At 73.4% G+C, this 18,692-nt stretch carries 18 protein-coding genes; 8 read left to right on the top strand and 10 right to left on the bottom strand.

Annotation, left to right across the window (positions count from 1 at the left end; all coding sequences use genetic code 11):
- Window positions 1-25 precede the first annotated feature (25 nt).
- Window positions 26-820: an SDR family NAD(P)-dependent oxidoreductase gene (locus C2L58_RS19870; protein WP_103339080.1), complete on the bottom strand. Its 795-nt coding sequence runs from the start codon at window positions 818-820 to the stop codon at window positions 26-28.
- A gap of 218 nt (window positions 821-1,038) precedes the next feature.
- Between C2L58_RS19870 and C2L58_RS19865 the strand changes: the two genes are divergently transcribed.
- Window positions 1,039-1,656, top strand: coding sequence for a LysE/ArgO family amino acid transporter (locus C2L58_RS19865; RefSeq protein WP_199191340.1), 618 nt, complete (start codon window positions 1,039-1,041; stop codon window positions 1,654-1,656).
- A gap of 111 nt (window positions 1,657-1,767) precedes the next feature.
- Window positions 1,768-2,472, top strand: a complete 705-nt coding sequence (locus tag C2L58_RS19860; RefSeq protein WP_103339078.1) for a DUF6008 family protein — start codon at window positions 1,768-1,770, stop codon at window positions 2,470-2,472.
- Here C2L58_RS19860 and C2L58_RS19855 read toward each other — a convergent pair.
- The 3 genes from C2L58_RS19855 to C2L58_RS19845 all read right to left on the bottom strand — a co-directional run bounded on the left by C2L58_RS19855 (window position 2,453) and on the right by C2L58_RS19845 (window position 8,762).
- Entirely contained in the window at window positions 2,453-6,556 is a 4,104-nt protein-coding gene (locus tag C2L58_RS19855) for a beta-galactosidase (RefSeq protein ID WP_103339077.1), read from the bottom strand. The two genes, C2L58_RS19860 and C2L58_RS19855, sit on opposite strands and share 20 nt — an antisense overlap.
- 206 nt (window positions 6,557-6,762) lie before the next feature.
- Window positions 6,763-7,806 (bottom strand): LacI family DNA-binding transcriptional regulator, encoded by a 1,044-nt coding sequence (locus C2L58_RS19850; RefSeq protein WP_103339076.1) that lies wholly within the window; start codon window positions 7,804-7,806, stop codon window positions 6,763-6,765.
- Between the two features lie 83 nt (window positions 7,807-7,889).
- On the bottom strand, window positions 7,890-8,762 hold the full coding sequence (locus C2L58_RS19845) for a hypothetical protein (RefSeq protein WP_103339075.1): 873 nt from the start codon (window positions 8,760-8,762) through the stop codon (window positions 7,890-7,892).
- A 105-nt stretch (window positions 8,763-8,867) separates the two neighbouring features.
- Here C2L58_RS19845 and C2L58_RS19840 point away from each other — a divergent pair, with 105 nt between their 5' ends.
- Window positions 8,868-9,437, top strand: coding sequence for an RNA polymerase sigma factor (locus C2L58_RS19840; protein ID WP_103339074.1), 570 nt, complete (start codon window positions 8,868-8,870; stop codon window positions 9,435-9,437).
- Window positions 9,434-10,558: a CU044_5270 family protein gene (locus C2L58_RS19835; RefSeq protein ID WP_199191339.1), complete on the top strand. Its 1,125-nt coding sequence runs from the start codon at window positions 9,434-9,436 to the stop codon at window positions 10,556-10,558. Before C2L58_RS19840 ends, C2L58_RS19835 begins: the two co-directional genes overlap by 4 nt.
- 60 nt (window positions 10,559-10,618) lie before the next feature.
- Here the strand turns inward: C2L58_RS19835 and C2L58_RS19830 are convergent, their stop codons facing one another.
- Window positions 10,619-11,269, bottom strand: a complete 651-nt coding sequence (locus C2L58_RS19830) for a helix-turn-helix transcriptional regulator (RefSeq protein WP_103339073.1) — start codon at window positions 11,267-11,269, stop codon at window positions 10,619-10,621.
- Window positions 11,270-11,357: 88 nt separating this feature from the next.
- Here C2L58_RS19830 and folE point away from each other — a divergent pair, with 88 nt between their 5' ends.
- Together folE and C2L58_RS19820 are read left to right on the top strand one after the other, a co-directional pair.
- Window positions 11,358-11,978, top strand: coding sequence for a GTP cyclohydrolase I FolE (gene folE / locus C2L58_RS19825; protein ID WP_103339072.1), 621 nt, complete (start codon window positions 11,358-11,360; stop codon window positions 11,976-11,978).
- Window positions 11,978-13,183 carry an NAD(P)/FAD-dependent oxidoreductase gene (locus tag C2L58_RS19820; RefSeq protein ID WP_199191338.1) on the top strand — a complete coding sequence of 402 codons (1,206 nt, stop codon included), beginning with the start codon at window positions 11,978-11,980 and terminating at the stop codon, window positions 13,181-13,183. The genes folE and C2L58_RS19820 overlap by 1 nt, the downstream gene beginning before the upstream one ends.
- Before the next feature lie 7 nt (window positions 13,184-13,190).
- On the opposite strand, the gene C2L58_RS19815 is transcribed toward C2L58_RS19820, so the two are convergent.
- Window positions 13,191-13,877, bottom strand: coding sequence for a TetR/AcrR family transcriptional regulator (locus C2L58_RS19815; protein ID WP_199191337.1), 687 nt, complete (start codon window positions 13,875-13,877; stop codon window positions 13,191-13,193).
- 59 nt (window positions 13,878-13,936) lie between these two features.
- Here C2L58_RS19815 and C2L58_RS19810 point away from each other — a divergent pair, with 59 nt between their 5' ends.
- Window positions 13,937-14,389 (top strand): DUF1772 domain-containing protein, encoded by a 453-nt coding sequence (locus tag C2L58_RS19810; RefSeq protein WP_103339069.1) that lies wholly within the window; start codon window positions 13,937-13,939, stop codon window positions 14,387-14,389.
- 140 nt (window positions 14,390-14,529) lie between these two features.
- Here C2L58_RS19810 and C2L58_RS19805 read toward each other — a convergent pair whose 3' ends face one another.
- The 4 genes from C2L58_RS19805 to C2L58_RS19790 form a co-directional block, all read right to left on the bottom strand.
- A complete protein-coding gene (locus C2L58_RS19805; RefSeq protein WP_103339068.1) occupies window positions 14,530-14,964 on the bottom strand; it encodes a hypothetical protein in 435 nt (144 codons plus the stop codon).
- A gap of 109 nt (window positions 14,965-15,073) precedes the next feature.
- Window positions 15,074-15,733, bottom strand: coding sequence for a response regulator (locus tag C2L58_RS19800; RefSeq protein ID WP_103339067.1), 660 nt, complete (start codon window positions 15,731-15,733; stop codon window positions 15,074-15,076).
- Window positions 15,730-17,241, bottom strand: a complete 1,512-nt coding sequence (locus C2L58_RS19795) for a GAF domain-containing sensor histidine kinase (protein ID WP_103339426.1) — start codon at window positions 17,239-17,241, stop codon at window positions 15,730-15,732. Before C2L58_RS19795 ends, C2L58_RS19800 begins: the two co-directional genes overlap by 4 nt.
- 167 nt (window positions 17,242-17,408) lie before the next feature.
- Window positions 17,409-17,816 carry a pyridoxamine 5'-phosphate oxidase family protein gene (locus C2L58_RS19790; RefSeq protein ID WP_103339066.1) on the bottom strand — a complete coding sequence of 136 codons (408 nt, stop codon included), beginning with the start codon at window positions 17,814-17,816 and terminating at the stop codon, window positions 17,409-17,411.
- Between the two features lie 241 nt (window positions 17,817-18,057).
- Between C2L58_RS19790 and C2L58_RS19785 the strand changes: the two genes are divergently transcribed.
- Window positions 18,058-18,675 carry a sigma-70 family RNA polymerase sigma factor gene (locus C2L58_RS19785; protein ID WP_103339065.1) on the top strand — a complete coding sequence of 206 codons (618 nt, stop codon included), beginning with the start codon at window positions 18,058-18,060 and terminating at the stop codon, window positions 18,673-18,675.
- Window positions 18,676-18,692 lie beyond the last annotated feature (17 nt).

Raw genomic sequence — 18,692 nt, 5'->3', positions numbered from 1 at the left:
CGTCGTGCCGTGAGGCTCGGCGGCCTCACGGCACGATCGCGTCGACGTACCCGCCGTCCACCCGCACCGCCGCGCCGGTGGTCGCCGACGCGAACGGGGAACTCAGGTACACCACCAGGTGGGCGATCTCCTCGGGCTCGATCAGCCGCTGCAGCAGCGATTGCGGGCGGTGCCGCTTCATGAACTCGCGCTGCGCCTCCTCCCACGGCAGGTCCTTGTCGACGAGCTCGTAGACGAAGTCCTCGACGCCGCCGGTGTGGGTCGGGCCCGCGATCACCGCGTTGACCGTGACGCCGGTGCCGGCCGCGTGCTTGGCGAACCCGCGGGACACCCCGAGCAACGCCGTCTTCGACACTCCATAGTGGATCATCTCGGCCGGGATGACGATCGCGGAATCGCTGGCGATGTACTGGATGCGGCCCCAGCCGCGGTCGGTCATGCCCGGCAGGTAGGCGCGGGTGAGCCGGACCGCGGCCAGGACGTTGACCTCGAAGTAGCGCCGCCAGTCGGCGTCGGTGATCTCGAGGGGCTCCTGGGCGCCGAAGATGCCGAGGTTGTTGACCAGGATGTCGGCGTCCGGCACCTCTTCGACCACCTGGGCCGCGCCGGCCTCCTCGGAGACGTCGCCCGGCGCCGGCAGGAAGTCCGCGTCCGGGACCTCCTCGCGCAGCCGCGCGATGGCCTTGTGGACACCCGTCTCGCTCCGGCCGTTGATCGCGACGCGCGCGCCCGCCGCCGCGAGGCCCGTCGCGATCGCCGCACCGATGCCCTGGGTGGATCCGGTGACCAGTGCCGTCTTCCCGCTCAGGTCGACCCGCATCGTGAAAGCCCTCTCTCGCTCGAGTGCCTCCCCCCGGGCGATTCAAGCACAGCTCGCCGGAGCGCACCGGCTGGAAAATCCGGTTGCCCCCGCCGGCGGGCGGCGGCCACGATCTGCGCCATGACCACGCCTCGCACCCCGCTCCTGCCGACCGCCGCCACCACCGCGCCGGTCGAGCAGCAGCCGTGCCGCCCGCGGAGGTCGATCACGCCGGTGCCGTGAGCGCCGCGCTGGTCGCCGGCCTGGTCGCCGGCTACGGCATCGCGATCCCGGTCGGGGCCGTCGGGACGTACCTGGTGGCCCTCACCGCCCGCACGTCGCTCCGGACCGGCCTGGCCGCGGCTCTCGGCGTCGCGACGGCGGACGGGGTGTACGCGCTGGTCGCCGTGCTCGGCGGGGCCGCGATCGCGGGCGTCATCGCCCCGTTCGCCGAACCGCTGCGGCTGGTCTCGGCGGCGGTTCTGGTCGTCCTCGCGGCGCACGGCGCCCTGCGGGCACTGCGGTCCCACCGCGCCCCTGCCACCCGGCCGGTGTCCCCGCTCGGCCCCGGCCGCGCCTACGTCAGCCTGCTGGGCGTCACGCTCGTCAACCCGGCCACGGTCGTCTACTTCACCGCGCTGGTGGTCGGCGGCCGCGCCGGGGCCGCCGTCCCGCTGCTCGACCAGGCGGTGTTCGTGCTCGCCGCGTTCGCCGCGTCAGCGAGCTGGCAAGCCGCGCTCGCCGGCGGCGGCGCATTGCTCGGGCGCGTCCTCACCGGGCGGCGCGGCCGGCTGGCGACGGCGCTCGTCTCGAGCGCCGTGATCACCGCCCTCGCCGTCCGGCTTGTCCTCACCTGAGGGGAAAACCAGGAGCCTGCACCGGTTTGCCCGGTTTCCGGGCGCACTCCGGAAGACGTCCGCCGGCCCGGCACCCGGTTAGCGTCCAGGGGACGGACACGGGAGGTGGCCATGGCGATGCCGATGTCGATGTCGGGATGGGACACCGCGGGTGCGGTGCTGCTGGTGCTCTGGGCACTGGCGATGTGGACGGCGGTCGGCGTCCTCGCCTACGCCAACCGCGGGCCGGTGCGGCCCTGGGTGTATCGCGGTGCGGTCGGGGTGATCGGCTTCGGCGTCCTCGGTCAGCTCGGCCACGTCCAGGAGCACGTCGCCCAGGTCGGGTACTGGCTCGGCCACCCGAACGCCCCGGCCTGGATGACGCCGTGGGGCACCGGCCTGGCGAACGGCCTGCAGCAGGTGCTCCCGGACCGGCCGACGTTCGGGATGGAGCTGCTGCACCTGACCGGCAACTTCCTCTTCCTGGCCGGCCTGGCCGGGGTCATGGTGATCACGCGGCGGGCGCTGGGCACCCGCGCCCGCCGCTGGGCGAAGATGGGCGTCTGGATGCAGGGCCTGCACGGCCTGGAGCACCTGGTCCTGACGCTGTCGATCGGGTTCGGCGCGCCCCGGGCGATCGGGCTGTCGACGTTCTTCGGGCTCATCGACCCGGGCCCGGGGCTGGCCACCTACCGCGTCTGGTGGCACTTCATCGCGAACGTCGTCGGCTCGATCATCTTCGGCCTCGCGCTGTACCACCTGTGGCGCGAACGCCGCGAGGTCCGCGCCACCTTCTTCCTGCGGCCGGTGCCCGCGCTCACCGAGCGGGCGGCGTAGTGCAGGTCAGCGTCGGCACCGCCCAGTCCGCGTGGTCCTGCCCGTTGCCGTCACCGCCGTCGTCCACCAGCAGGTCGAGCACCTGGGCCCCGGTGACGTCGACGTCGACCGGCACCGCGGCCTGCCCGCCGCGGACCACCGGCGTCGTCACCTTGGTGACGCCGTCGGCCGAGACGCTGAAGCGCACGCTGCCACCGGTGCCGGTTTCGCCGTCGACGCCCACCGAAGCCGTCAGCCGGGTGCACGCGCCCGCCAGGTAGAGCTGGACGTCGCTCGCCGCGTGGACGCCGAGCCCCTTGGCGTAGGCCACCCCGCCGATGGTCATCGGCTTGCCGTCACCCGCGCTCGCTTCGCCGTTGCTGGTGTCACGCTCGACCGGGCCCCAGCCGTTCGTGGCGGTGAGGAAGGGCAGGGAGCCGACCGGCACCTGCCCGGCGGGCGGCGCCGCGGGCACCGCGCCCACGATCCGTTCGCCGGACACCGAGCCCGCTCGGCCCGCCTGCCGGTAGGCCACCGCGACCTTCAGCGCGGCGGTGTCCACAGTGGCGGGTGGGGTCACGGTCCAGGTGAACGTGGCCGACTTGCCGCCGTCGATCCGCGCGACCGAGGGCGGTGAGGCGGCGCCGACGGTCCACCCGGCCGGCGCGGTCAGCGCCGGCTTGACGTCGAACGCCGGCGGCGCGCCCGCCGGCACCCGCACGGTCGCCGACGCGGTGAACGGCTGCCCGCCCGACGCCGTGTCCGGCGCGGTCAGCGACACCCCGGCCGTCGGCGCCGGCGGCATCGCGTACCGCACCGGGTCGTAGCCGGGCGAGGAGTTCGGCCGGACGGTCAGCGGCGAGCGGTAGCTGCCGTAGTTCGTCCAGGCGATCGAGCCGAGGCCGCCGGTGCTGCCGTCGAGGTTCCACACCGCGACGGCGATCGTGTTGCGGCCGTTCGGGTTGAGGATCCCGTTCGGGATCGGGAAGCTGTGCTGCGGCCCCAGGTAGTTGACGTACTGGCCGAGCTGCCAGCCGTTGACGAAGATCAGCGCGCGGTACTGCCGCGCCGGGTCGTCGGTGATGGTCAGGCCGAGCGATGTGTCCTGCCCGCGCGGCAGGTCGAGATCCGCCGTGGTCCGGTACCACGAGACGCCGGGGGTCGTGTCCTTCGCCGGGAGCGAAGCCGGTGCCCAGCCGCGGTCCGGGAACCCGGGCAGCGACCAGCCCGCGCGCTCGCCGTAGAGGCCGCCGGTGTTGAGCGGGCCGCGCACCGGGTCGAGCCCGGTTTCCCCGCCGCGGACGCCCTGCAGGCGCCAGGTCACCGACGTCAGCGCGGCGCCGGTCAGCCGCGCCGCGGTCAGCCCGCGGGCAGCCTTGTTGCCGTTGCTGGCCCCGTAGTCCTCCTCGTGCCCCATGTTCACGGTCAGCACGGAGATCTCGTTGTCGCCCTGGTGCAGCGACCCGGCGGGGAAGGTGAACGTGTGCTGCGGGCTGGTCGAGCTGCCGAGGAAGACCCCGTTGAGCCACGCCGAGAACGCCCCGGCCGGGCCGCCGCTCTGGCTCGCCAGGGTGATCCCGGTCTGTTTGCCGTCACCGGTGAAGTGCCCGCGGTACCAGGTGTTGCCGGTGTGGAAGCCGTAGTCGTCGGCGAAGAGAACGGGTTTCGTGCCGAGCGCCGTCGAGCTGTTGGTGGTTTCCTTGTCCGCCACCGGCCACGCCGAGTCGTCGAAGCCGGGCTGGCTCTCCGGGGACTCCTGCTGGTGCTTCCAGCCGGTCAATGCGGGCAGCGTCACGGCGCTGGCAGCCGGGGCGGTCCCGGTGAGGCTGCCGCTCGAGGTCGGCTTCGCCGGGACCCAGGAACCGTTCCACAGCACCGCCTTCGCCGCGCTGAAGACCTCGAACGCGCCGTCGGTGCCGGTGTCGCCGGTCAGCGACAGCAGCCCGTACTGCTCGGCCGCGGTCCGGACCAGGTGGGTGCCGCGGACCAGGATCGGGCCGCTCGCGGTGTCCTGGCGCCAGAACGTCGCCGCCGTGGCCTTGTCGGCGAGCAGCAGGAGCAGCGGCCGCGCGCCCGGCGCGGTGACGAGCACGCGGGTCAGGCCGTCGTGGGTGTAGTTGAGCCGCAGGTCGCCGCGGGCGGCGTCCCATGTGGACGTCGCCGCGCCGCCGAGCACCTGCACAGTCGGCTGCTTCGCGAACCGGAGCACGGTCTCCCCCGGGCCACCCTTGTCGCCGTAGAGCACCGCGACATCACGGTCGCCGATGGCGGCGCTCGTCATGAGCTCCGACGTCGAGTACTGCATCCGCGTGGCGCCGAGGTCGTAGCCGGCGACGAGGATCTTCGACTGCCGCCCGTTCAGCGTGACGCCGGTGCCGGGCTGCTGCGGCACGACCGGGTAGTAGTCGGTGCTGCCGGACAGCAGGTCGATCGCGTCCACCACGACGAACGGCGAGGTGGCCTGCGCGTTCTTCTGCCCGGTGACGACGATCTTCAGCGTGTGCGGGCCGGCGGCCAGGTCACGGACCTCGTAGCCGGTGATCTGGTTCTGCTTGCCGGCCGCGTAGAGGTCGACCGAGGAGACCTTGGCGTCGTCGAGGTAGACGTCGGCGATGCCGTGGCTCGGGTCCTTCGACGTCACCCAGCGGATTCCGGTACCGGTGAAGGGAATGCTCACGCTGTCCCCGGTCACGTTGGAGAACGACTCGGTGTGCTGGTAGTCGCCGCCGGTGTAGTTGACCTCCGGGCCGACGTGGCTCCAGGTGCCGGTGTAGCCGACCTCGGCCGCGCGGTCGTCGTAGGTGTAGCCGGCGTGCGCGGCGAGGTCGAGCGCGACGCTGGTGGTGTTCGTGGCGGTCGACGTCGAGTCGCTGTGCCGCAGGGTGTGGAACTGCGTGCGGGTGTCCGGGTTGATCCGGGCGGTGTCGGTGAGCGCCGGATCGCTCAGCGGCGCGGCCGCGAGCCCGTCGGTCTTGGTCAGCGGGGCGACGGACTGGGTGAAGTAGCCGATCAGCTTGTCCTCGGCGTACTTCGGATCGAACTGGCGTGCCTCGGTGATCGCGGCGCCGTAGTCGTAGGAGGTGTAGTTCTGCGGGATCGCGCTCCAGCCCCAGGACGTCCCGCCGTGCAGCATGTAGAAGCTCTGCCCGGTGGCGCCGACGGCGATGTTCTGCTTGTAGAAGACGTTCGCGAACTGGTCGTTGATCAGCTGGGCGCACTTTTCGTAGCCCGGGCCGCCCCACGGGTCGAAGGCACCACCTTGGAATTCGGCGGTGATCAGCGGCTTGCCGGGGACGTGGTCGTAGCTGATGTCCGGCACGCCGTTCCAGCGGGTGGGGTTCGAGCAGTCGAAGCCCTGCGGATAGGAGTCGGCGGCATCGACGTCGAGCGCGGCGGCACCGGCGTTGAAGGTGCCGTTGTTGTTGCCGACCAGCGGAACGGTGATCCCGTCGGCGCGAGCCTTGTCCTCCAGGTGCTGCATGTAGGCGCGGCCGTCGGCGTTGCCGTTGTAGTACTCGTTTTCGACCTGGTAGGCGAGCACGCTGCCGGTGCCGTTCGTGAGCTGGTGGCGCGCGATGATGCGGTCGATCTGCGTCTGCCACTCGTCGGAGTACTTCAGGTAGACGGGGTCGGCACTGCGGGTGTGCCCGGGCGTGGTGGACAGCCAGGTCGGAAACCCCCCGCCATCGACCTCGGCGTTGATGTACGGCCCCGGCCGCGCGATGACGTAGAGCCCGGCCTGCTGCGCCATGTCGAGAAGCTTGTCGAGGTCCCGGACCCCGCTGAAGTCGTAGACCCCCTGCTTCGGCGAGTGGTAGCCCCAGTCGAAGTAGAGCGACGTGGCGTTGAAGCCGGCCGCCTTCATCTTCTGGAAGATGTCGAGCCAAAGGTCGGGGCTGGGCAGCCGGTAGGAGTGGAACTCGCCGGACCAAAGGTAGGTGCGACTGCCGTCGACGAGGAAGGAGTACCCGTCGTAGGTGACGGTGTGGGTGGGCCGAGCCACCGGCAGGGCCGCTGTCGCCGAGGGAACGGCCACACCGGCGAAGGCGAACAGGACGGAAAGAAGGACGGTGAACAGCGTCCGGCAACGTTGGGCGGCACGCATGCGGGGGCCTCCAGGGCGGCGGCGGGGACCACAATCGAACACGAACACTTGCCGACCCCACAGAACCCGTCAAGATACAACACCAGGATGGATCAATGCCGAGGTATTGTTAGCGCTAACAGTAGGCCGCCGCCAAACCAGAGCACACGCAGCCCAGACCCCCCGCAACCCCGGCCCACCTCTCCACCCCCAAGCGTGAGACCCGATCACCGAGGCCGGGTGCTCTCCCGAACGACCAGCTCCGCGGGCACCAGATGCCGAGCCCCGGCATCCCCACCCGCCATCCGCTCCTCGAGCAGCCCGAACGTCCGCCGCCCGACCTCGATGAAGTCCTGCCGCACCGTAGTCAGCGGCGGCGTGAAGTACTCGGCCTCGGGAACATCGTCGAACCCGGCGACGTGAACATCCTCCGGCACCCGGATCCCCGCCTCGGTGAACGCCCGCAGCAGGCCCAGCGCCATCTGGTCGTTGGCCGAAAACACGGCCTTGAGCCCCCGCTTGCCGACCAGCGCCCGGCCGGCCTCGTACCCCGACCGCGGGCTCCAGTCGCCGCGCACCACCGCCGGCACGCGCAGGCCGCGCCCCTCCAGGGTCTCGCGCCAGCCGCGTTCGCGGTCGCGGGCCTCCAGCCAGTCCTCCGGCCCGGCCAGGTGCCAGACCGTCCGGTGCCCGAGGGACAGCAGGTGCTCGGTGACGCGGCGGGCCCCGTCGTACTGGTCGACCGAGAGCACCGGCACCGGTGCCGAATCGCCGCCGCCGACCGCGACCAGGGGGATGTCCGCCGGCGCCGCGTCGAGCGCCCGCCCGGCCGTGACGTGCGGGGCGATCACGACGATCCCCTCCACCGCCTGGCGCCGCAGGCTCTCCACCGCGTCGCCGATCGACGTCCGGCCCGGCCGCGTCACGCTGCAGATCGCGACGCCGTACCCGGCCTCGCGGGCCGCGTTCTCGATGCCGTAGAGCGTGCTCGCCGGTCCGTAGAGATTGGACTCGAGCGCGACCACGCCGAGGGTGCCGGACCGGCCGGTGACCAGCGCCCGCGCCGCGGTGTTGGGCCGGTACCCGAGCTTCTGCACGGCGGCGAGCACCCGCTCGCGGGTCTCCGGGCGCACCGGCCCGCTCTCGTTGACCACGCGCGAAACGGTCATGTGCGACACGCCGGCCATGCCGGCGACGTCGGCGAGGCTCGGCTGCCGCGGCCCCGGCGGAGACGTTCTCGTCTGCTCCCCCGGCTTCGCCCGGTCCACCACCCTGGCCCCCTGAATCTCGTACCGTGTCCCCACCCACGAGACGGTACCGCCGAATCGGCGCGTTCCGGACGTCCCGCGCCGGGTCAGGCCCACCCGAGCGGACCAGCAAGCGCTTTCACGACCGCGGTGACGCGCTGGGTGGCGATCGCCCAGCTCGTGGTGGCCGGCTGGGCGGTCAGCACGACCACGACGTACCGCCGGTCGCCGACCACGCCGCTGGTGTGCAGGTCGCGGCCGGGGTCGCAGCAGGACCAGCCCTGGTCCACGGCCCAGCCGGTGGCGGTGACCGCGGCCGGGACGCCGAAGAGCTGCTCGAAGCCGTCCGCGCCGCGGCGGGCCGCGCTTTCGAGGGCCCGCAGGACGATCTGCCGGGTGGCGGCGGGCGCGGCGTCGAGGAGGTACCGGTAGCACCGCGCGAAGTCGGCGGCGGAGACGAGCGTGCTGCCCCAGCGACCGGGCTCGGCGGGCGGGCGGGTCGAGGTCAGGCCGATCCGCGCGGCCCAGCCGGTGACGATCGCGGGGCCGCCCAGCTGGGCCCACAGCCGGCCGGCGACCTCGTCGTCGCTGCGCGAAAGCATCCCCGCGACCACGCCCGCCGGCTCCCCCTGGCGCAGCGCTTCGAGCGCGATGAGCAGCTTGACCAGCGACGCGGCCGGGTAGGTGACATCCGGCTGGTGGGCGACGAGATCGCGGCCGGTCCGGCGGTCGTGCACGAGCACGCTGAGCTTCCCGGGCACCAGGCGCGCGAGCGCCGCGCCGTCGGGCAGGCCGGTCACGGGTGTCTCGGGCGGCGCCGCGGTCGCCGTGGTGGCCGCGCTCGTCGTCAGGGCGGGCGGCGCGGGCAAGGGCGGCGCCTCGGCGGGGCCCGGCGGCCGCACCGCGGCGGCCACCACGAGGACCGCCACCACCGCGCCGGCGCAGGTCCCGGCGAGCAGCGTCGCGTTCCGTCGGTGCATACCGGCTGTTGTCCGCGGCGGGCCCGGCTGTTCCACGAATGTGGCCTGCGTCTCATCCGGACGGGCGGGCGGGGACGCAGGCGGCGGGCCGGGACAACCAGTACCGTGACCAGAATCGTCGATCGGCTGGACCGGCCCGACCTCGCCGCACGGGATCCGAGAGAGATCTTCGCGCGGCTCTTCGACGAGTACGCCCCTCCCCTGCGCGGCTACCTCGCGGGCCGGGTGGGCGTGCACGTCGCCGACGACCTCGTGGCGGAGACGTTCGTCGTCGCGCTGCGAAGACGGGCGAGCTACGACCCGAAGAAGGCGCCGATCCGCGGCTGGCTCTACGGCATCGCCACCAACCTGCTGCGCAACCACCTGCGCCAGGAGGTCCGCGGGTTCCAGCTGACCGCGAAGGCCGGTGCCGGGGACCGCCCGGCCGAAAACCACGACACCGCGGTCGCCGGCCGGGTCGACGCGGCGGCGCGGCTGCGCGTGCTCGCCTCCGAACTCGCCGGACTGTCCGAACAGGACCGTGACGTCCTGTTGCTCACCTCCTGGGCCGGTCTCGAACCGGCCGAAGTCGCCGAGGCGCTCGGCGTGCCCGCGAGCACCGTGCGCTCGCGCCTGCACCGCGTGCGTCACCGGCTCCAGGCCCTGCTCGTCCCCACCGAGGAGAACCAGTCATGAACGAGCTCGACGAGACCCTCGAGCTGCTCCACCGCGACGCCCGCACCGCGCCGGCCGACCTGTCCGCGGCCCGCGCCCGGCTGCTGGCCGAGCTCGACGCCGGTCCCGTCGCCGACGTCGTCCCGCTGCGCCCGAAGCGCCTTCGCCGGTTCGCGCTGCCGGCCGCGGCCTCGGTGGCCGGCGTGGTGGCGGTGACCGCCGTGGTCGTCGCGCAGCAGCGCCCGCCGGCTCCGGCACCCGGCCCGATCGCCGCGCCACCGGTCCGGACCACGACCGCGGTCCCGACGTCGGCCGCCCCGGACGTCCGGCTGATGTCGGCGGTCCAGGTGCTGACCCGGGCCGCGGACCTGACCGTCGGCGCGGCCGACCAGCCCGTCGGCCCGGGCCAGTTCCGCTACGTCGGCGAGCACACGTGGGTGCAGCGCGGCGTCCAGATCAATGGCGGCGCCGGCTACACCTACCTGTGGGAGCAGGAGGTCGACCGGTGGATCCCGGCCGACGAGCACGACGTCTGGCAGGAGACCCGCAAGATCCTCAGCACCGGGAAGTTCCTGGGCGGTTCGGTACCGCAGTCGCAGGCCCCGGAGCCGGCGATCGAGGACACCGACCAGGGCCAGTGGCAGGGCCGCTGCGGCGACTTCTTCCCGAAGGCCAAGCCGCCGAAGAAGTGCGGCGACGCGAGCGACTGGGACAGCCCGGCGTTCTACGCGACCTTGCCGCACGACCCGGCAGCGCTGTACGCGAAGCTGCAGCAGCTGACGAAGGCCCGCGGCTCGACGCCGTCGGTGATGTTCCACTTCGGCATCGAGATCCTCCGCGCGGGCCAGATGCCGGCACAGCTGCGGGCGCAGTGGTACCGGGCGCTGGCGAAGATCCCGGGCATCACGGTGCAGGCGGCGGAGGCGAACCTCGACGGCCGCACGGGCATCGCGCTCGGGCTGGACGACCGGCACGAAATCCGGCAGCTGATCATCGACCCGGCGACCGGCGGGTTCATCGGCGAGCGCACGATCGCCGGAGCAGAGCCCGACGAGCCGTGGATCAAGCCGGGCACCCAGCTCGGGGCCAGCGCGATCCGGACGGCGGTGACCGGGCGGCTCGGCGAGGTCCCGCCGAAGTGACGAACCCGGCGTAACAACCCGGCTCCCAGCGCCCAGGGTGGCCTTGGGGCGCTGGGGGCGTCAGTCGTGGGCGAGGCGCACGCAGCACGCGCCCGGTTGCGGGTCCAGCCGGGCCCGCAACCCGCTCTCCCCCGCGCCCGCCAGCATGCCCTCGACCAGCCCCAGGTTCATCTCGCACACCAGGCGCGTGTGGACCTGGGCCAGCCGGTGGAACGGGCAGTTGACGAGCGTCACCTCGCCGTCGTCGAGGCGCGGCTCGAAGCCGTTCTCCTCCAGCGTGCCCAGGATGTCGCGGCCGCCGGCGGCCAGCTCCGTCCCGCGCTCGCGCGCGCAGCGGGTCAGGATCTCCCGCGGGGAACCGCCGGTTTCGTCGGCCTCCTCCAGCGCGGTGGCCAGCAGCCCGCCCGCCAGCTCGTACTGGCGCTCGGGCAGGGAAATGCTCACCTGGCGGTCCGACCGCCGGTACAGCTTCGCCGGGCGGCCCGCCCCCGGGCCGCTGCGGCCGGTCCGGCGCTCGTGGCCGACCGCCAGCAGCCGCTCCTGCACCAGGCGGTCGAGGTGGAACGCGACCGTCGCCCGGGGCACGCCGAGGGCAGCGGCGACGTCGTCGCGGCTCACCGGCTCCCGGCGGCGGACGACGTACTCGTACAACCGGCGCCGGGTCGGCTCGTCGAGCGCTGCGGCCGCGGCCAGCGCCTGGGTCTCCTGCATCGCCGGATTCTAAAACAAAGACGTGTTGACGAAAACCCCCGGGAGCTTCTAACGTCGGTCCGACTTGTTTTTAGAAGGAGGCACCCTCGTGAGCGTCGATCCCGTCAGCGCCCCGGTCCCGCTGCGGCACCTCGGTGTCGTCCACGACCGCGACACCGTCGACCTGGACGCGGCCGAACGCGCGGTCGCCGACCTGTTGCGAGCCCTCGGGAAGGACCCGTCGTCGGAGCACCTCGGCGACACGCCGCGTCGGGTGGCCCACGCCTACGCGGAAATGCTGCAGCCGCGCGACTTCCAGCTGACGACCTTCCCCAACGACGAGGGCTACGACGAGCTCGTGCTGGCGAAGAGCATCCCGGTGCAGTCGCTGTGCGAGCACCACCTGCTGCCCTTCCGCGGCGTCGCGCACGTCGGCTACCTGCCCGGCGAGCGGATCCTGGGGCTGTCCAAGCTCGCCCGCGTCGTCGAGATGTTCGCGCGCGACCTGCAGGTGCAGGAGCGGCTGACCAAGCAGGTCGCGGACTGGCTGCAGGAGCACCTGGCGCCCAAGGGCGTCGGCGTCGTGATCGAGGCCGAGCACCTGTGCATGTCCCTGCGCGGGGTGCGGGCGACCGGCGCGCCGACCGTGACGTCGTCGCTGCACGGCCTGCTGCGGGAAGAACCCAAGACGCGGCAGGAGTTCTTCGCCCTGAGCGGGGTGAGCGCGTGATGGCCACCTTCGTCATCGCCGGCGGCGGGCTGACCGGCGCGAAGGCCGCGGAAACCCTGCGGGCCGAGGGGTTCGACGGGCGCGTCGTCATCGTCGGCGCCGAACCGGACCTGCCCTACGAGCGGCCGCCGCTGTCGAAGGGGTACCTGCTCGGCCAGGAGGACCGCGCCTCGGTCTTCGTCCACGACGAGAAGTGGTACGTCGACCAGCGGATCGAGGTGCTGACCGGCCGCCGCGTGACCGCGCTGGACCGGGCGGCGCACGAGGTGGAACTGGCCGGCGGCGAACGCCTCGGGTACACGAAGCTGCTGCTGGCCACCGGGGCGTCGCCGCGGCGTCTGCGGGTGCCCGGCAACGACCTCGACGGCGTCCACTACCTGCACCGGCTCGCGCACGCCGACCGGTTGCGCGACGCGCTGGAGGCGGGCGGCCGGGTCGTCGTGGCGGGCGCGGGCTGGGTCGGCCTGGAGACGGCTGCCGCCGCACGCCACCACGGCTGCCCGGTCACCATCGTCGAGCCCGGGCCGGCCCCGCTGCACGCCACGCTCGGGCCGGAGGTGGGCGGGTTCTTCGCCGACCTGCACCGCCGCCACGGCGTCGAGCTGCGGTTCGGCACCGGCGTGACGGGCTTCGCGGGAGACACCGCGGTCTCGGCGGTGCTGACGGACGACGGCGAGATCCCGGCCGACGTGGTCGTCGTCGGCATCGGCGCCCGGCCCGAGACGCAGCTGGCCGCCGAGGCGGGCTTGGCCGTCGACGACGGTGTTCTCGTGGACGCGGGCCTGCGCACGGACGACCCGGACGTCTTCGCGGCGGGCGACGTCGCGAGCGTGTGGCAGGAGCGCTACGGGCGTCGCGTCCGCGTCGAGCACTGGGCCGCGGCGACGAGCGGCGGCCCGGCGGCGGCGTTGGCGATGCTCGGCCGCGAGGTGGTCCACGACGACCTGCCGTACTTCTTCTCGGACCAGTACGACGCGGGCATGGAGTTCACCGGCTGGTTCCCGCCGGGCGGTTACGACCGCGTCGTCACCCGCGGCGACGCCGAGGCGTTCCACGCGTTCTGGCTCACCGGTGGCCGGGTGGTCGCGGGACTGCACGTGAACCGGTGGGACGAGGGCCTGGACGCGGTGCGCGAGCTGATCCTCAGTGGACGGACCGTGGACGCGGACCGGCTCGCCGACCCGGCCCGGCCGCTGACGGACTGAGGTCCATTCAGCGCGCTCCGGCGGCGAACTCCGCCAGGCCGGTGTCGATGAGCCGGGCCGCGCTGCGCACGTCGGCGGTGACCGCCCGGCGGACCTGGTCGGGACTGCGTTCGCCGTCGAGGCTCCGGCGCAGCGCCGTGGACTGGACGCGCCAGAGCCCGAGCAGGGCGGTCGCCGCGATCTGGCACCGCGGGTCGTCGGCGGCGCGGCCGGTCCGGGCGGCCAGCACCTCGGCGGCCACCGCCTCCAGCTGTTCGGTCATGTCCCGGTGGTGCGCCCGCAGCGCGGGCGTCGAGCGCACCAGCTCGGTGAACGCCTGGATCCGGGCGCTCGCCCCGGCCCGGTCCGGCTGGGTCTCCAGCCAGGACAGCAGCGCGTCCAGTTCGCCGGCCAGGATCTCCAGCACGGCTTCGACGGGGGTGCGGCCGGTCCCGGCCAGCCCGTCGCGCAGCGCGGCCATCGTGGCTTCGGGCCGGTCGAGGATCAGGGCTTCCTTGCTGGGGAAGTAGTTGAAGACGGTCTTCTCCGACACGTCGCAGGCCGCGGCGATCTCGGCGACGCGAACCGCGTCGAACCCGCGCTCGAGGAACATGGCGGTGGCGGTGTCGGTCAGCCGCCTGCGCAGCAGCCGCTTCTTGCGCTCCCGCAGTCCCTCCGTGCCGGACGTCTCCCAGTCCACCGTGGGCAAGCTCATCCGCCCACTGTAATGACCGGACGTTGCGCCGATAAGTTCAGTGACTGTAATCTTTCCGTGTGAGCAACCCACTGCAATACGCCGGCCTGTTCCTGATCGGCGTCCTCGCCGGCGAAGAGCTGATCGTCCGCTATGGCCTGCATCCGGCACTGTCCCGGTTGGACGATCACGCGCACCTGCTGGCCCGCCAGGCCCTGGTGCGCCGCCTGCGGGTTTTGGTGCCGATCGTGATGCTCCCGGCGGTCGCCCTCGCCGCGGCGGTCCTCGTGGTGGCCACCGGCCCCGGCCTGGCGCTGAGGTGGGCGACGCTCATCGCGATGGTGACGTTCCTGCTGCTGTCGTTCCTCGGGACGGTGCCGATCAACATCAAGGTCGACGGCTGGCAGGCGGACGCGCCGCCGCCGGGCTGGCAGGCGGTGATCGCCCGCTGGGCCCGCATCGACGTCCTCCGCTCGACGGCGGCGACCGCCGCGTTCCTGTTCGCCGTCCTCGCTGTCGCGCAGGCGAACTGACCCGCTGTCGGTCGTTTCCAGGACCGCCCGGGCGCATCAGCACTCGCCCGGCATCACCGCGGTAATCCCCGAACCAGCCGATCAGGCCGGGCACGCGAACGCCGCGGTTCCCGCGGCGGCCGCCCACCCGCCTCCACGCCCTAGTTGTCCCGCCGGTGCCGGCCGCGCCTCGGAGCCGCGATCGCGGCGACGCGGGTCGCCAGGTCGTCGCGGCGTTCCCGGCGGGCGTACTCCAGCAGCGCCTGCGCTTGATCCCGCGGCAGCCAGCCGCGGTCCGCGCCCGCCTCCAGGCGGAGCAGGTGGGTCACCAGCTCGCGCGACTCCTCGTCGTGCTCGCTCGCGCGCTCCGCGAACCGGCCGGCCGCCTCCACCTCTCCGTCGCACCACGCCGTCATCGCCAGCAGCGTCGCCGTGGCCGTCATGATGTCGCCGCGGTGGACGCCACCCTCCGCCGCCAAGTGCTCCGCCAGCTGGAAGCTGCGCGTGCCGACGCCCCCGGCCCCCTCGCGGCGCACCGCGTCCGCGAGTGCCCGGATCTGCCGCGTGACATAGTCCCCGCCCGACAACCCCGCCATGTCGTCCCCTCTGCCGCGCACGCCCATTCGTGCGTCACCCGACAGGTGTACTCCATCCGGGGCTGGATACGTCGAACGCCCCACCGGTTTCGACCGAACGGTCGGGAATTCAGCCCGATCGTCCCGGTTCCGCCCGCCGGTGGGACATGTAGACCGCCGCCGAGGTGCGCCGCTCGACGCCGAGCTTGTGCAGCACCGACGACACGTAGTTCTTCACGGTCTTCTCGGCCAGGAACAGCCGCTCGGCGATCTGCCGGTTGGTCAGGCCCTCCGCCACCAGGTCCAGGACCCGGCGCTCCTGCGGGCTCAGCTGCTCGTACCGCGGGTCCGGCGCCGCGACGTTCTCGCCGCGCAGCTTGTTCATCACCGACGCGGTGAGCGTGGCGTCCAGCAGCGAGCCGCCGGCGGCGACCGTGCGGACGGCCTCGATCAGCGACCGGCCGGACACCTGCTTGAGCATGTACCCGGCCGCGCCCGCCATGATCGCGCCGAACAGCGCTTCGTCGTCCGAATAGGACGTCAGCATCAGGCAGGCCGGCGGCGGGTCCACGGTGGACCGGATCTCGCGGCACACCGCCACGCCCTCGCCGTCGGGCAGCCGGACGTCGAGGACGGCCACGTCCGGGCGCGCCTGCGGAATCCGCACCAGCGCCTCGGCCGCCGTCCCCGCCTCCCCGACCACCTCGATGTCGGCTTCGGGCTCGAAAACGGTCTTCAGCCCGGTCCGGACCAGCTCGTGGTCGTCCAGCAGGAACACCGCGATCGTCATCGTGCTCTCCCCTGCTCGCCGGTCATCGCCGGTAGCTCTGCCGTCCATTCCAGCCGCGACCCGCCGTCCTTGCCCGCCGCCAGCACGCAGTGGCCGCCCCACCGGGCCGCCCGGGAAGCGAGGTTGGCCAGGCCGCTGATCCGGCCCGCCTCCGGCGGCGGGCCGCTCCCGTCGTCGCGCACCACCAGCGTCAGCTGCCGGCCGCGCCGGCCGTGCTGGTTGACGGTGACCTCGACCGACGACGACTTCGCGCCGGCGTGCCGGGCGACGTTCGTCAGCGCTTCGCGCAGCGACGCGATCAGGTCGGAGCGGACCGCGTCCGGCACCGCGGCATCCAGCGGCCCGTCGAAGCCGACGCGCGGCTCGAAGCCGAGCGCGTCCCGGGCGTCCACGGCCACCCGCAGCAGTTCGGCGCGGAGGCTGCCCTGGGCCTGTGCGGGCGCCTGCAAGGAAAAGATGCTGTTGCGGATCTCCCGGATCGTGCCGTCGAGGTCCTGGGCGAACCCGGCCACGCGCGCGGCGACCCCGGCGTCGGCGATCAGCCTGCTCACGCCCTCCAGCCCGAGCCCGGTCGCGAACAGCCGCTGGATCACCAGGTCGTGCAGGTCGCGGGCGATCCGGTCGCGGTCGGAGAACACCGCCAGCTGCTGGCGCGCCTCCTGCGCGCGGGAGAACTCGACGGCGAGCGCGGCGTGCCCGGCGAAGGTCTCGGCCAGCTGGACGTCGGAGTCGGTGAACGGCGAGCGGTCGCGGAACTTCGCGACCACCAGCACCCCGAGGGTCTCCTCGCCGACGATCAGCGGCACCGAGATCGCCGAGTCCAGGTCCTTGATCATCGCCGGCATCGGCCCGTCGTGGTCGCGCTGCTGCTCCTGCACGCGTTCGCCGTAGTCGCGCACCACGACCGGGCGCCGGGTGGTGAACGCCATCCCGGTGGCGGTGCCCTCGGTCGGCACGGTCAGGCCGGTCAGGCGGTCGGCGTCCTCGCCCGGCGGCTCGACGACGTCGAACACGAGCCGGCCGGGGCCGTCGGGCCGCGCGATCGCCCCGGCCGTCCCGCCGGCGACGACCCGGGCGCGTTCGGCGACCAGCCGCAGCGTGTCCCGCAGGTTCTGGGCGGCGAGCAGGGCGCGGGTGACGTCGTAGGACGCCTCGAGCCAGCGTTCGCGGCGGCGCATCTGGTCGACGAGCAGGGCTTTCTCGACGGCCATCCCGGTGGCCGCGGTGAGCGCGCCGAGCACCTCGCGTTCGCGCCGGCCGAATTCGCCGCCACGGCCGGGTTCGACGGTCAAGGTCCCGAACAGCTGCGTTCCGGCGCGGACCGGCAGCTCGACCGCGCCGGCGCCGAGCGCGCCCCGGCCGTACTCGGCGATCCCGCCGTCGGTCAGGGCCAAGCGAGCGCGCCGGGCGCCCAGCAGCTCGCCCGCCGCCGTCACCGCGCGGTCCAGCAACGCGGGCAGCTCCAGCTCGCGGGCGATGCCACCCACCGCGGCCAGGATCGCCGGCATGCTGATTTCGTCCGCCACTTCCCGTCGACCCCGCTGGTTCCGCCGATATCCCGGGCTTGCCCCCGGGCGGTCAAGGGTCCCACAGGTCACTGCCCGTGTCGGCCCAATCCGGTTCGTCCATCCGGTGGGTCGATGCCGGGAGCCGGTCCGTTACGGCGTTCGGGGAATCACTCCGCGTGGCAGGCGACGCGGTGACCGCTGATGGTCTCCGCCGGGATGCGCAGGAACCGGTGGCTCGTGCGGGCGGGCGCCGGGCACGGGCAGGTGCGCTCGCCGAGGTCGACGGCACCGGACTCGGTGGCGCGGCCCAGCAGGCTGACGTACCAGCCGGCGCCGAGGTCGGCGGCGAACTCGTCGGCTTCGAACGCGACGACGGCGTCACGCGCGCCCGCGTACATCGGACTGCCGGGCGGGACGGCGAACACCACGGCGTCGTCGACGACCGTGAAGCGCACCGGACGCACCGCCGGCATGGCCCGGTGGGTGTAGATCACCCGTCCGAGGCTCGCCGTCCGGAGCAAGGCGAGGCACTGCTGCCGGTCGAGCAGCAGCCCGAAGCCCACGTCGTCCACCATCGCGTCCCTGTGTTTCTCCTGTGAAATCCCTGGCCACCAGCGTGATCGGTTCGCCCGGTCCGCCGATAGGGCCGTTCGGCCCGGCTCCCCCGACGCGGCGGCCACGCACATCGGACGGCTTCCGGCCAGGGCCGGAAGACCTGGTCCGGAACGGCCGGGCGGCCGGTGTGGCGGCCACGCGGAGTGACCTAGCGTCGTGACCGTCCGTTGCCGGAAACGCCGGAAAAGGGGGTGAGGACCGATGCCGCCGCACTCCGCCGAGGGTGGTCCCACGCCCACGGCGACGTTCTCCCTCGACCCGGCGCTCGTCCGGTCGGCGGTGCAGGGCAACCGCGCCGCGGTGGCCGGGCTGCTGCGCGCGCTGCGGCCGATCGTCTTCCGCTACTGCCTGGGCCGGCTGCGCACGTGGCAGGGCGGTTCGTCGGACGCCGAGGACTGCGCCCAGGACGTGCTGCTCGCGATCGTGCGCGCGCTGCCGGATTACCGGCACCCGCCCGACGGCTTTCTGCCGTTCGTCTTCGGCATCGCCGCGCACAAGGTGTCCGACTTCCACCGCCGGCGGGCACGCGACCGCACCAGCCCGGTCGCCGAACTCCCGGCCGGCCTGTCGGGCGGCGCGGACCCGACGGGCGAGGAGGTCCAGCGCGCCGCGGCGCTCGACTGGTCCTCCGGGCTGCTCGACACGCTCCCGCCACGCCAGCGCGAAATCCTGGTCCTGCGCATCATCCTCGGCATGACGGCGGAGGAGACGGCCGCCGCGGTCGGCCTCGGCAGCGCCGGCGCGGTCCGCGTCGCCCAACACCGCGCCCTGGCGACCCTTCGGCGCAGCCTGGTCGACCACCGGGAAGCCGCTTCCTGACGCGCGTGCCCGGTGTC

The organism is Amycolatopsis sp. CA-126428 (genome assembly GCF_002904335.1).
Lineage (GTDB): Bacteria > Actinomycetota > Actinomycetes > Mycobacteriales > Pseudonocardiaceae > Amycolatopsis.
This window is presented reverse-complemented; position numbering and strand designations above follow the sequence as displayed.

Coding starts and splice junctions, on each gene's coding strand:
- C2L58_RS19870 (WP_103339080.1), bottom strand. CDS start 820: ATGCGGGTCGACCTGAGCGGGAAGACGGCACTGGTCACCGGATCCACC.
- C2L58_RS19860 (WP_103339078.1), top strand. CDS start 1,768: ATGGCGATGCCGATGTCGATGTCGGGATGGGACACCGCGGGTGCGGTG.
- C2L58_RS19855 (WP_103339077.1), bottom strand. CDS start 6,556: ATGCGTGCCGCCCAACGTTGCCGGACGCTGTTCACCGTCCTTCTTTCC.
- C2L58_RS19845 (WP_103339075.1), bottom strand. CDS start 8,762: ATGCACCGACGGAACGCGACGCTGCTCGCCGGGACCTGCGCCGGCGCG.
- C2L58_RS19835 (WP_199191339.1), top strand. CDS start 9,434: ATGAACGAGCTCGACGAGACCCTCGAGCTGCTCCACCGCGACGCCCGC.
- C2L58_RS19830 (WP_103339073.1), bottom strand. CDS start 11,269: ATGCAGGAGACCCAGGCGCTGGCCGCGGCCGCAGCGCTCGACGAGCCG.
- C2L58_RS19820 (WP_199191338.1), top strand. CDS start 11,978: ATGGCCACCTTCGTCATCGCCGGCGGCGGGCTGACCGGCGCGAAGGCC.
- C2L58_RS19815 (WP_199191337.1), bottom strand. CDS start 13,877: ATGAGCTTGCCCACGGTGGACTGGGAGACGTCCGGCACGGAGGGACTG.
- C2L58_RS19805 (WP_103339068.1), bottom strand. CDS start 14,964: ATGGCGGGGTTGTCGGGCGGGGACTATGTCACGCGGCAGATCCGGGCA.
- C2L58_RS19800 (WP_103339067.1), bottom strand. CDS start 15,733: ATGACGATCGCGGTGTTCCTGCTGGACGACCACGAGCTGGTCCGGACC.
- C2L58_RS19795 (WP_103339426.1), bottom strand. CDS start 17,241: ATGCCGGCGATCCTGGCCGCGGTGGGTGGCATCGCCCGCGAGCTGGAG.
- C2L58_RS19790 (WP_103339066.1), bottom strand. CDS start 17,816: ATGGTGGACGACGTGGGCTTCGGGCTGCTGCTCGACCGGCAGCAGTGC.
- C2L58_RS19785 (WP_103339065.1), top strand. CDS start 18,058: ATGCCGCCGCACTCCGCCGAGGGTGGTCCCACGCCCACGGCGACGTTC.